The following is an 11,662-nucleotide window of genomic DNA, read 5'->3' as shown; positions in this document are numbered from 1 at the left end:
GCAACCGCCACAGGCCTTCCGATCAGGGATCGGAAGGCCTGTGGCGGTTGCGGGAGTTCAGCGGCGGCTGAGCAGCTTCGCCAGGAAGCCGCCGCCCTTGCGGGCGTTGCGGTCGCAGCTGCAGCGGGCGTTCTTCGGGATGCCGGCGAGCACCTGCTCGACGTGCATCCCGCACCCCGCGTAGTCGGCCTTGCCGCAGGTGCGGCACACGGTCCGTCGGCACATCGCCGTCTCTCCTCGCATCGTCCGGCGGCTCTCGCCCGTGCCCCCACTATACCCACAGGGGTATCCGAACGGCGGGTTCGAGGGCCGGGCGGCCCACCTCCGGAGGGGTCGGTCGGACCCTGCCGGGAGCGGCCCGGTGAGCCCACGGGGGAGGGGCCGACGGCCCTCGGCACGCGGGCGGACCGGTGGAAAGGGTGGAGGTAGCGCCCCGGCAGCTCCGGCGCCCGGCGGACCGGAGCGCCCGCGCGGCCCGTCCCGGGTGAGGAGTGACCACGATGACCGACTCCGTAGCGACTCCGGCACCACCGCACCCGCTGCTGGCCGCCACCGGGGTGCGCAAGGTCTACCGCACCGGATCCGTCGAGGTGACGGCCCTGCGTGGACTCGACCTGACCGTGGAGCGCGGGGAGCTGGTCGGTGTGATGGGTCCGTCCGGCTCGGGCAAGACCACCCTGCTCAACTGCCTGTCCGGCCTGGACGACATCGACGGCGGGCTGGTGGAGGTCGACGGCCGGGACCTCTTCGCGATGTCGGACGCTGAGCGGACCGAGCACCGGGCCCGGACGATGGGATTCGTCTTCCAGGCGTTCAACCTGATCCCGGTCTTCTCCGCGGCCGAGAACGTCGAACTCCCGCTCCTGCTGGTCGGCACGGCGCCCCGCGAGGCCAGGGCCCGCGCCGTGGAGATGCTGGGGCGCGTCGGGCTCGGGCACCGGGTCGGGCACCGGCCGAGCGAGTTGTCCGGCGGCGAGCAGCAGCGGGTGACCATCGCCCGCGCGCTGGTCGCCCGCCCGGCCGTGGTCTGGGCGGACGAGCCGACCGGCAACCTGGACAGCGCCATGGCCGACCAGGTGATGGACCTGCTCCGCACCCTCAACCGGGACGAGGGCCAGACCATCGTCCTGGTCACGCACGACGAGGCGATCGGGCGACGGCTGCCCCGGCTGGTGCGGATGCGCGACGGCCGGCTGGTGGCGGACACGGCCCGGGCCGCAGCGGTGGGCTGAGCCGTGTACCCGAACCTGCTGCTGCCCCTGCTCGGCCTGGTGGGCGCGGCCCTGCTGGTCCTCCTGGCGGTGGCCCTCCGCCAGCCGGTCGTCCGGCGCCTGGCGGTCCGCCAGGTCGCCCGGCGCCGCACCGAGGCCGCCCTGGTGATCACCGGATCCATGCTGGGGACCGCGATCATCGTCGGCGCGCTGGTGGTCGGCGACACCCTCGACTTCTCGGTGCGCCAGGAGGCGTACCGCACCCTCGGCCCGGTGGACGAGCGGATCGTCGCCACGGCCGCCGACGGGCCGACGATCGCCGCCCGGCTGCAGCCGCTGACCGCCGACCCGCAGGTCGACGGGGTGCTCAGCGGCGAGGTCGCCCAGGCGGCGGCCGCGAGCACGGCGGGCGGCCGACCGGCTGCCGAACCGCGCGTACTGGCGTGGCAGTTGGACCTGGACGCGGCCGGAGGTTTCGGTGCGGCGGGCAGCGACCCCGGCCTGGCCGGGCCGACTCCGCCGCCCGGCCAGGTGGTGCTGAACGAGCCGCTCGCCCACGCCCTGCGGGTCGGCAGCGGACAGCTGGTCACGGTCTACCTGTACGGGCAGCCGGCGGACTTCACGGTGGCCCGGGTGGTCCCCGACCAGGGTCTGGCCGGCACCGGGCTCGGCGGACGGGTCAACCGCAACGTCTTCCTGCCGGCCGGTGCGCTGGACGCCGCCGCCCGTGCCGCCGGGGCCCAGCCCCAGTCGGTGACCATGGTGTCCAACCGCGGCGGCGTCGAGTCGGGCGAGAAGCTCACCGACGCCGTCACCGCCGGCATCCGGACGGCCCTGGGCCAGGACGCGGGCGGCGCCGCCGTCGACACGCCCAAGCACACCGTGCTGCGCGCCGCCGAGCAGACCGGGGCCGCACTCGGCGCGCTGTTCCTGATGATCGGCAGCTTCAGCATCATCGCCGGCGCCCTCCTGCTGGTGAACATCTTCGTGATGCTCGGCGAGGAGCGGAAGCCGCAACTGGGCATGCTGCGCGCGGTCGGCCTCAAGCGCTCGCGGCTGGTCGGCGCCTTCACCCTGGAGGGCACGCTGTACGCGCTGGCGGCCGCGCTGCCCGGGGTGGCGCTCGGCATCGGGGTCGGCTGGGTGGTCGCCCTGGTCTCGGCGCAGATCTTCCGCAGCTGGTCGACCGGTGGGAGCGGCCTCGACATCGCCTTCGCCGTCAGCCCGACCAGCCTGCTCAACGGTGCCGCGCTGGGGCTGCTGATCGCCGTCGCCGCGGTGGCCGCCACCAGCGTCAGGATCAGCCGCTTCAACGTGATCGCGGCGATCCGCGACCTGCCGGCCGCGGCCGCGCGTCGGCCGCGCCGCCGCCGGGCCGCCGTCTTCGGCGCCCTCGCCGTGCTGTGCGCCGTCGCGGCGGTACCGGCGGTCGCCCGCAGCCAGGCCGAGCAGACCTACCTGCTGCCCGCCCTCGCGGTCGCGTTCGCCGTGCCCGCCGCACGCCTGGTGTGGCCCCGACGGGTGGTCACCAGTACGGCGGCCGCGCTGGTACTGGTCTGGACGCTGGCCGCGAGCGTGGTCCGGCCCGGGATCTTCGACACCCCCTCGATGGCGGTGTACGTGATCATCGGCACCCTCGCCTCGTTCTCCGGCGTCGTCCTGGTCAGTGAGAACCAGCTGCTGCTGCTCCGGCCGCTGCGCCCGCTGATGAACCGGCCCACCCAGCAGGGCCTGGCCACCCGCCTCGCGGCCGCCTACCCGCTGGCCAAGCGCTTCCGGACCGGCTCGACGCTGGTGATGTACACCCTGGTCGTGCTGGTCCTGGTCCTGCTCACCGAGATCAGCGGGATCCTGAACACCGGCATCGACCGGTCGGTGGCCGACGCCACCGCCGGCTACACCCTGCGGGTGGACTACAACCCGCAGGCCGGGCAGGACCCGCTCGCGGACCTGACCGGACCCGCCCGCGCCGGCCAGATCACCGCGGTCACCCCGCTGCTCAACGCGCGCGGCCTGGCCACCGACCCCGGGCACCGCACGGCGCAGCCGCTGGAGACCGCGGTGGTCGGAGTCCCCGACGGCGCCGCCACCGGCATCGCCTTCCAGGAGCGGCTGCCCGGTCTGGCCGACGACCGCGCGGTCTGGGACGCACTCGCCGCCCACCCCGAGTACGTCGTCCTGGACGGCTTCTTCGGCGCCACCGGCGGCCCGGCCGGCAAGTTCTACGCCCCCGGCGACACCCTGACCCTCACCGACCCGCTCACCGGCGCCGGCGAGCGGAAGACCATCGCGGGCGTGCTCAACAGCGGCCTCGCCTTCTACCCCGGCAACGGCACCAGCGCGGCCGTCTACCCGCTGATCGAGAGCGCCCGCGGCGCGGCCGCCCAGTTCGGCCCGCAGGCACTGACCGCCGGCGCCCTGGTGCGCACCGCCCCCGGCACCTCGCCGGACGCGCTCGCGCCCGAACTGCAGGGCAGCCACCTGAACGCGAGTCTGGTCGCCACTCCGATCGCCACCGACGTGCACCGGCTGTTCGCCGCCGACACCGCCTTCTTCCGGTTGATGCAGGGCTTCCTGGCCCTCGGTCTGCTGATCGGCATCACCGGCCTCGGCGTCGTGATGGTCCGGGCCGTGCGGGAGCGGCGGCGGACCATCGGCGTGCTGCGGGCACTGGGATGCCAGGCCCGGACCGTCGAGCGCGCGTTCCTGTGGGAGAGCTGCTTCGTCGCCCTGGAGGGGACCGTCCTCGGCTGCCTGCTCGGGGTGCTGACGACCTGGCTGATGTACCAGAAGAGCTCGGCCTTCGCCGGACTGAACGGCGGCTTCCCGATCGAATGGGGCGCCATCGGCCTGCTCGCCGCCGTCACCTTCGCCGCGTCGCTGCTTGCCGCCCTCGGCCCGGCGCGCCACGCGGCCCGGATCAGACCCGCGCTGGCCGTCCGGGTGCCGGACTGACCGCGCCGCACCGCCCCGGGTCGGGCCGCCCGGCTCGGGCGGTGCGGGTCGGAGCGGCCCAGCGCGGTGGTACCGAACGGCCCTGTCCGGGCCGACGGCCCGGGCGGAGAGTGGGAATACGGACCCGTCCCCGGAGAGTGAGGGACCATGCAGCACCGAAGCGTTCACGACGTGATGACCCAGGAAGTCGTCACCGCGCGGCCCGACACCCCGTTCAAGGAGGTCGCGGCCCTGTTCCACCGCAACGACATCACCGCCGTGCCGGTGGTCGACGAGCAGGACCGGCCGATCGGGATGGTCTCCGAGGCCGACCTGATCCGCAAGGAGGCCGTGCTGCCGGACCCGGAGGGCCGCCATCCCGGACGCTGGCTCAAGCCCGGGGAACGGGCCCGGGCCGAGGCCGAGACCGCAGGCGGACTGATGACCAGCCCCGTGGTGTCCGCACGTGCGACCTGGACGATCGGCGAGGCGGCCCGTCAGATGGACAAGCACCGGGTCAAGCGCCTGCCCGTCGTCGACGAGGCCGGTCGGCTGGTCGGCATCGTCAGCCGCCGTGACCTGCTCCAGGTCTTCCTGCGACACGACGCCGCGATCCGCGAGGAGATCGTCCACGACGTCCTCGGCCAGACCCTGTGGCTCAACCCCGAGGACGTCCGGGTCGCCGTGGACGACGGCATCGTCACCCTGAGCGGTCGGCTGCCGCGCCGCAGTCTCGTACCGATCACCGAGCAGCTGTGCCGCGCCGTGGACGGCGTCGTCGCCGTCCACCAGTCGCTCGAATGGACCGAGGACGACACCGATGTCCGCCTCGAACAGCCCCACGCCTACCGCTCCGGACGCTGACCGAGCCCCGACGGGCAGGAGAACCATGGACGGAACGATCGTGGTCGGCTTCGACGACACGCCGCAGAGCGCCGCCGCCGCCCACTGGGCCGCCGGGGAGGCCCGGCGGCGCGGCGTGCCGCTCGACATCCTCCAGGCGTGGCCCTGGCACGAGCCCCACGTCCTCGGCAGTTACGACGCGGTGCAGTGGGCCCGGCAGCGGCTGGCAGGCCGGCTGGTCGAGCTCCGGGCGGAGTTCCCCGGTGTCGAGGTGGACGCGGCGCAGCTCCCCGAGGACGCGGCCGACGCCCTGGAGGCGGCTGGTCGCACGGCGGTGATGCTGGTGCTCGGCTCGCGCGGGCTCGGAGCGGTCCGGGGTTTCCTGGTCGGCTCGGTCAGCCACCGGGTGCTCGGCCGCGCGGCCTGCCCGGTGGTCCTGGTCCGGACGGACGACGCGGACAGCGCAGCTACGTCGGCGGCGCGGGAGGTGGTGCTCGCCCTCGATCCGCACCGCCCCGGCGACCGGGTGACCGCCTTCGCCTTCGAGTCGGCCGCCCTGCGGTCGGCCCCGCTGCGTGCCGTCCACGCCTGGGATCCGCCGGCCGGCAGCGAGTACATGGCCTTCGCCGCGCTCGGCAGCCTCGACGCGGAACTCGAGGCCGCCGCGCGCCGAGGGCTCGCCGAGGCCCTGGAACCATGGCGCAAGCGCTACCCGCAGGTCCGGGTCGAGACGCGGACGCCGCGCGGTCCGGCCCCCGTCGCGGTGGTCGAGGCCGCCGCCGGTGCCGGGCTGGTCGTCGTCGGACGGCACACCCGCCGGTCACCGGTCGGCCCGCACCTGGGCGCGGTCACCCGTGCCGTGGTCCACCACGTGCAGGGCCCGGTCGCGGTCGTGCCCTGCGGCTGACCGCCCGGACGGGCATCGGAACGGACGGGCACCGGAACGGAGGAGCACCGGAACGGAGGGGTCCGGTCCTCGACGCCGCGCCCCTCGGCGGCCCCTGCCACCCGGGGGTCACGTGTTCTTCGACGGGGCGCCCGTGCCGGCGGGAACGGTGATCACGGGGCAGGGGGCGCGGTGCAGCAGCCCGTGCGGGACGGAGCCGAGCCGCATGCCGGTGAAGCCCCCGTGCCCGCGGCGCCCGACCACGACGGCGAGGGCGTGGGCTGCCGTCCGGGACAGCTCGTCGACCGGGTGACCCTGCAGCACCTCATGGGTCAGGTCCAGGTCCGGGTGGTCGATCAGGCAGCCGGCGGTGACCTCGTGGAGCTGCCGACGGACCTCCGCGACCGCGCGCTCCTCGTCCACGGGTACGTGCAGCGACACCTGCCAGGCCGACACCGCGCGCAGCGCGGCCCCGCGGTGCTCGGCGAGCTCGGCGGCGAACGCCACGGCCCGCTCGGACGCCGCGGACCCGTCCACACCGACCACCACGTACGGCGGCTCCTGGGAGCTGTGCTCCGGGGCCCTGACCACGGCGACCGGGCAGTGGGCCTGCGCGCTGACCGGGACGGTCACCGAGTAGCCGCTCAGCGCCTCCTCCAGCCGGTTCAGCCCGCGGGAGCCGACGACGAGCAGCTCGGCACGCTCGGACTCGCGGCAGAGTACGGGCGCCGGGTTCCCCTCGACCAGGACGGACTCCACCACCAGGCCCGGGTACCGCTCGTGGACCAGCCCGGCCGCCTTCTCCAGCGCCGCCTCACCGCTGTGGCGCAGCGCCTGGTGGAAGCGGCCGCCGTCGTACCCGCGCAGGTCCCGCAGCTCCTCACGGACCGCGTGCACCAGCCGCAGCGGCACGGCGCTCCGCCCGGCCGCGTCCGCGGCCCAGGCGACCACCATGGGGCTGACGTGCAGGGCGTCGACACCCAGGACGATCGGACGGCGATCACCGGCGGACGTCATGGCTCCTCCATCGGGTCCGGGTCCGGATCCTCGGACGGGCCGGACACCACCCACGCTAGGCGGCACGGCCCGCCCCGGCGAGGGCCGACCGGCCCAGCGTCCCGGGGCGCAGCGGCGCACCCGGCAGGGACGTTGCTCCCTCGTCCGCCGACGCGGGCCGGCGGAGGCTGGGGGAGAGGGGCCCGCGGAGCGGGCCGAGGAGGTGGGAGCGCCATGCGACACCGCAGTGTCGGAGAAGTGATGACCCGTGAGGTCGTGACCGTGACGCCGACGACGGGGTTCCGTGAGGTCCTGGAGCGGCTGACCGAGTACGACATCACCGCCGTGCCGGTGGTGGACCGGGACGGGCGCCCGCTCGGCGTGGTCTCCGAGGCGGACCTGCTGCGCACCCAGGCGCGGCAGGAGGACCCGAGCGGGCTGCTGCCGCCCGCGGCGGGCGGGCCGGCCGGTGCGACCGCCGGCGAGCTGATGACCAGCCCCGCCGTGTGCACCACCGAGGGCGCCAGCGTCGTCGCGGCGGCTCGGCTGATGGCCCGTCGGCAGGTCAAGCGCCTGCCGGTGGTCGGCGGGGACGGCCGCCTGGTCGGTGTGGTCAGCCGCGGCGACCTGCTCCGGGTGTTCCTGCGCGACGACGTGGCGATCCGGCACGAGATCATCGAGGACGTGCTGGGCGAGCTGGAGGGCGTCAGCCCGGCCGAGGTGTCCGTCGAGACGGACCAGGGCCGGGTGGTGCTCAGCGGCACGGTCGGCTCCGCGCAGGCGGCGGCGGTCCTGGTCCGGCTGTGCGGCGCGGTCGACGGCGTGGTGTCGGTCACCGACCGGACCCTGCGCACCGCGCCTCAGAGCCTGAAGGTGTAGCTCTCGCCGGGCCGGACGGTCGTCGGGGCACCGCGGAACCGGACCTCGACCGGCGCCTGGCGGCCCTCCCGCAGCCCGACGGTCACGCTCCGCCGGTCGACCGCGACCAGGACGCCCCAGTGCCCGCGGTAGCGCAGTTCGACCTCCAGGGAGGGAATGGCGGAGGGCAGCCGGGGGTCCAGCCACAGCGCGTCCTCGCGCACCTCCAGGCCGGTGAAGCAGCGCTGCAGCAGATCGACCGCCCCGGCCATCGCCCCGAGGTGGACGCCCTCCCGGGTGGTGCCGCCCTGCACGTCCCGCAGGTCGGCGGTGACCGCGTCGCGGAAGTGCCGCCAGGACGCGCGGCGGTCCGAGCGGGTGAGCACCCAGGCGTGCACCACCGAGCTGAGCGTGGAGCCGTGCACGGTGCGGCGCAGGTAGTACGACACGGTGCGGCGCAGCAGCTCGTGCCCGGCGGGGTAGCCGAGGCGGCGCAGCAGCTCCCGGACCTCGCGGGCGGAGAACAGGTACCAGAGCATGAGCACGTCCGCCTGCTTGGACGCCCGGTACCGGTTGACCGTGTCGCCCTCGGCCTCCAGGATCCGGTCGAGCCTGCGCAGGTCCGGGTACCGCCGCCGGTAGCCCTCCCAGTCGAGTTCGGACAGCCGCTCGTACCCGTCGAACTGGCTGATCACGCCTTCGTGGAAGGGCACGTGCAGGTGCCGGCCGACGTCCTGCCAGCGCTCCAGCTCCGCGGCGTCCAGGGCGAGGCGCTCGGTGAGTTCGTCCCGCCGGTAGCCGGGCAGGACGTCGAGCGCGTCGGCCGCCCGGGCGAGCACCCAGGAGGCGAGCACGTTGGTGTACGCGTTGTCGTCCAGGCCGGGCCCGGGGGCCCACGGGTACGCGTCGTGGTACTCGTCGGGGCCGAGCACCCCCCGGATCGACCAGCGTCCCCGCCCGGGGTCGAACCGCGCGGCGGAGGACCAGTACCGGGCGATCTCCAGCAGCATCTCGGCGCCGGCCTCGGCGAGGAAGTCGAGGTCACCGGTGGCCTGGTAGTACTGCCAGACGTTGTAGGCGACCGCCGAGCCGACGTGCCGCTGCAGGTGGCTGTGGTCGGGGAGCCAGCGGCCCGACAGCGGGTTGAGGTGGACCCGGGCCGACTCCTCCCGGCCGTCGGCGGCGCTCTGCCACGGGTACTGGGCGCCGCGCCGCCCCTCCGTCCGCGCCGCCTGCCGGGCCGCGTCCAGACGCCGGTGGCGGTAGCGGAGCACCGACCGGGCCAGTTCGGGGAAGCGCAGGTTGAGCAGCTGGAGGACGAACAGCTCGTCCCAGAACACGTGGCCCCGGTACGCCTCGCCGTGCAGACCGCGGGCGGGAACGCCGACGTCCAGGTCGGCCGAGTGCTCGGAGTAGCTCTGGAGCAGGTGGAAGAGGTCCAGGCGCAGCGCGCCGATCTCGGCGAAGTCCGCGTCGATCCGGCAGCGCCGCCACAGCTCCCGCCAGCGCAGCGCGTGCTCGTCCAGGAGGGCACCGAAGCCGGGGGCGGCCGCGGCCAGCCGGCGGGCGGCGCGCAGCGGCTCCCCGGTGGCAGGGTCGCGCGAGGTGTGGACCGCCACCACTTTCTCGACGGTCAGCGGCGTGCCGGGCGTGAGGTCGACGCCCAGCAGCCGGGCCGCCCAGCCGTCCCGCACCTCCCCGGCGCGCCGCGCCGCGACCGGCGCCCCGGCGCGGTGGACCCGGTGGCGGGCGGCGAGCGCGATGCGCTGGCCGGCCCCCGTCGCCACCTCCAGCCAGAGCGCCCCGTCCGGTGCCGAGCCCTGGCCGACGGGCACGAGGTGACGACCGGTCAGACCGGCGTACCGCGGCACGCCGGTGTTGGTCACGGTGCCGTCGAGCGCCGAGCGGATCTCCAGCGGGCCGGACCAGTTCTCGGCGGTCAGCGTGGTCTCCAGCGCCACCACGTGCGGCCGGGCCTGGCTGGCGATCCGCCGCTGGACCAGGCGGGTGCGGCTGCCGTCGGGGGCGGCCGCCACCGCGCTCCGGGTCAGCACCCCGCGGCGGAGGTCGAGCTCCAGCCGCTGGTCCTCCGGCGGACCGGCGAACCACGCGCCGCCCGGCCGCCGGAAGGCGAACGCCAGCCAGTTGGGGCAGTTGACCAGGTCCTCGTGGGTGAAGACGCGGTCGGCGACGGTCGACTCGGCGCGGTCGTAGCAGCCGGCCAGATAGGTCCCCGGGTAGTGCGTGCCGTCGGCCACCGCCTCGGGGGCGGCGCCCCGGGTCACCAGGTAGCCGTTCCCGACGGCGCACAGCGCCTCGCGCAGGCCCTCCGAGGTCGGGTCGAAGCCCTCGTAGCGGAGGGTCCACGGGTCCGCACCGGCGGCCCGGCCGCCCCGGCGCGCCGGGCCGGCGGGCGGCGTCTGGGCGTTCACGGGGCCTCCTCGCTCGGTGTTCGACGGGCCTGTCCCCAGTGTGCTGGCCGTCGGTCCCACGCGCCCGGTGCCCATCGGACCGACGGCCGGGGCCGCTCGGCCCTGGGCCGTCGCGGCCGCGTCCGCTGTGCTGGAGGCAGGGGGCGGAGCCGAGGTCTGGAGGACGGCCATGGCGACACGGACACCCCTGGTCCACCAGCGGATCCTGCACACCGGGTCCGGTCGCGGCGTCGCCGTCACCGGGTACGCCGCCGGTGTGCTCGCACCCGACGGCGCCCGGGTCGTGCTCGACACCGCGTGCCTGCCGTACGACCGGGACGAGCTGTGGATCGTGCTGACCCCCGCCGAGGCCCGACGGCTGGCCGAGCTGCTGGCCGAAGAGGCCGGCGCCGCCGAACGGGAGGCCGCGCCGTGAGGGTCTCCGACCTGATGACCGCGCCGCCGGTGACGGTCCCGCCGAGCGCCCCGGTGCGGCAGGCCGCCCAGCGGATGGCCGACGCCAGGGTCGGCTGCGTCCTCGTCGCCGACCGGGGCACGCTCCACGGCGTCCTGACCGACCGGGACCTGGCGGTGCGCTGGGCGGCCGTCGGGGCCGACCCGTCCACTCCCGTGTCCGCCGTGATGTCGGCCCCGGCGGTCACGGTCGACGCCACCGACGACCTCGCCGCCGCCTACCGGGCGTTCCGGCGCACCGGAGTCCGGCGCCTGGCGGTTGTCGACGGCACCCGCCCGGTGGGCGTCGTCACCGTCGACGACCTCTTCCTCGACGTCCTGCAACACCTCGCCGACCTGCTCGGCCCGGTGTCCTGGAGCGCGCTGCGGGAAGGCAGCGCCGGCCCCGGACCCACCGGGCGGAGGACCGACCCCGACGGGAGCACACCATGGAACACAGCTGGGACACCGTAGGCGAGGTCATGACCCACGCGGTCGTGGCCGTCGGACGGGACGCGCCGTACCGGGAGATCGCCGAGACCCTGCGCAGCTGGAAGGTCGGCTCGGTGCCGGTCCTGACCGGTGACGGGCGGGTGATCGGCGTGGTCTCCGAAGCCGATCTGCTGGTCGCCCGCGAGAGCGAGGGCGAGGACGGCGCCGAGGCGATGACGGCCGGGCAGCTGATGTCCGCGCCCGCCGCCACCGTCCACCCGGGCAGCCCCGCAGCGGAAGCCGCCCGGACGCTGGCCCGCCGCGGTCTGAGGCGGCTGCCGGTCGTCGACGAGGAGGACTACCTCCTCGGCATCGTCAGCCGCGGCGACCTGCTCAAGATCCACCTCCGGGAGGACGAGGACCTCGCCGCCCAGGTCCGCTTCGAACTGCTCGCCGCCCTGCACCCCGGGCCCGCCGGGGAGCTCGACGTCCGGGCCGAGGACGGACGGGTCACCGTGACGGGGCCGCTGCCGGACGCCTTGACCCCCGCCGGACTCGCCCGTCTGATCCGCTCCGTGCCCGGTGTGGTCGACGCCGCGGTCCGCGCCGCCGCGCCGGCCTGAGCGCCCCGGGCGACC

At 75.5% G+C, this 11,662-nt stretch carries 11 protein-coding genes; 8 read left to right on the top strand and 3 right to left on the bottom strand.

Annotation, left to right across the window (positions count from 1 at the left end):
• Window positions 1-57 precede the first annotated feature (57 nt).
• On the bottom strand, window positions 58-225 hold the full coding sequence (locus ABEB06_RS02570) for a hypothetical protein (protein WP_345695114.1): 168 nt from the start codon (window positions 223-225) through the stop codon (window positions 58-60).
• A 275-nt stretch (window positions 226-500) separates the two neighbouring features.
• Between ABEB06_RS02570 and ABEB06_RS02565 the strand changes: the two genes are divergently transcribed.
• The 4 genes from ABEB06_RS02565 to ABEB06_RS02550 all read left to right on the top strand — a co-directional run bounded on the left by ABEB06_RS02565 (window position 501) and on the right by ABEB06_RS02550 (window position 5,895).
• Entirely contained in the window at window positions 501-1,232 is a 732-nt protein-coding gene (locus ABEB06_RS02565) for an ABC transporter ATP-binding protein (RefSeq protein ID WP_345695113.1), read from the top strand.
• Between the two features lie 3 nt (window positions 1,233-1,235).
• Window positions 1,236-4,166, top strand: a complete 2,931-nt coding sequence (locus ABEB06_RS02560; protein WP_345695112.1) for an FtsX-like permease family protein — start codon at window positions 1,236-1,238, stop codon at window positions 4,164-4,166.
• 147 nt (window positions 4,167-4,313) lie between these two features.
• Window positions 4,314-5,009 carry a CBS domain-containing protein gene (locus tag ABEB06_RS02555; protein WP_345695111.1) on the top strand — a complete coding sequence of 232 codons (696 nt, stop codon included), beginning with the start codon at window positions 4,314-4,316 and terminating at the stop codon, window positions 5,007-5,009.
• 25 nt (window positions 5,010-5,034) lie between these two features.
• A complete protein-coding gene (locus ABEB06_RS02550) occupies window positions 5,035-5,895 on the top strand; it encodes a universal stress protein (RefSeq protein ID WP_345695110.1) in 861 nt (286 codons plus the stop codon).
• A 108-nt stretch (window positions 5,896-6,003) separates the two neighbouring features.
• On the opposite strand, the gene ABEB06_RS02545 is transcribed toward ABEB06_RS02550, so the two are convergent.
• Entirely contained in the window at window positions 6,004-6,891 is an 888-nt protein-coding gene (locus ABEB06_RS02545) for a universal stress protein (protein WP_345695109.1), read from the bottom strand.
• Window positions 6,892-7,131: 240 nt separating this feature from the next.
• On the opposite strand from ABEB06_RS02545, the gene ABEB06_RS02540 reads away from it, so the two are divergent.
• Window positions 7,132-7,749, top strand: a complete 618-nt coding sequence (locus tag ABEB06_RS02540; protein ID WP_345695108.1) for a CBS domain-containing protein — start codon at window positions 7,132-7,134, stop codon at window positions 7,747-7,749.
• Here the strand turns inward: ABEB06_RS02540 and ABEB06_RS02535 are convergent.
• A complete protein-coding gene (locus ABEB06_RS02535; RefSeq protein ID WP_345695107.1) occupies window positions 7,731-10,160 on the bottom strand; it encodes a glycoside hydrolase family 65 protein in 2,430 nt (809 codons plus the stop codon). The genes ABEB06_RS02540 and ABEB06_RS02535 overlap by 19 nt on opposite strands.
• 169 nt (window positions 10,161-10,329) lie before the next feature.
• On the opposite strand from ABEB06_RS02535, the gene ABEB06_RS02530 reads away from it, so the two are divergent.
• Genes ABEB06_RS02530 through ABEB06_RS02520 form a run of 3 tightly spaced genes read left to right on the top strand, consistent with a single transcriptional unit; the run spans window position 10,330 to window position 11,647 of the window.
• Window positions 10,330-10,575, top strand: a complete 246-nt coding sequence (locus ABEB06_RS02530) for a hypothetical protein (RefSeq protein ID WP_345695106.1) — start codon at window positions 10,330-10,332, stop codon at window positions 10,573-10,575.
• A complete protein-coding gene (locus ABEB06_RS02525) occupies window positions 10,572-11,066 on the top strand; it encodes a CBS domain-containing protein (protein WP_345695105.1) in 495 nt (164 codons plus the stop codon). Before ABEB06_RS02530 ends, ABEB06_RS02525 begins: the two co-directional genes overlap by 4 nt.
• Entirely contained in the window at window positions 11,042-11,647 is a 606-nt protein-coding gene (locus tag ABEB06_RS02520) for a CBS domain-containing protein (RefSeq protein WP_345695104.1), read from the top strand. Before ABEB06_RS02525 ends, ABEB06_RS02520 begins: the two co-directional genes overlap by 25 nt.
• The last annotated feature ends 15 nt before the right edge of the window (window positions 11,648-11,662 follow it).

The sequence above is a fragment of the Kitasatospora terrestris genome (genome assembly GCF_039542905.1).
GTDB classification, from domain to species: Bacteria; Actinomycetota; Actinomycetes; order Streptomycetales; family Streptomycetaceae; genus Kitasatospora; species Kitasatospora terrestris.
This window is presented reverse-complemented; position numbering and strand designations above follow the sequence as displayed.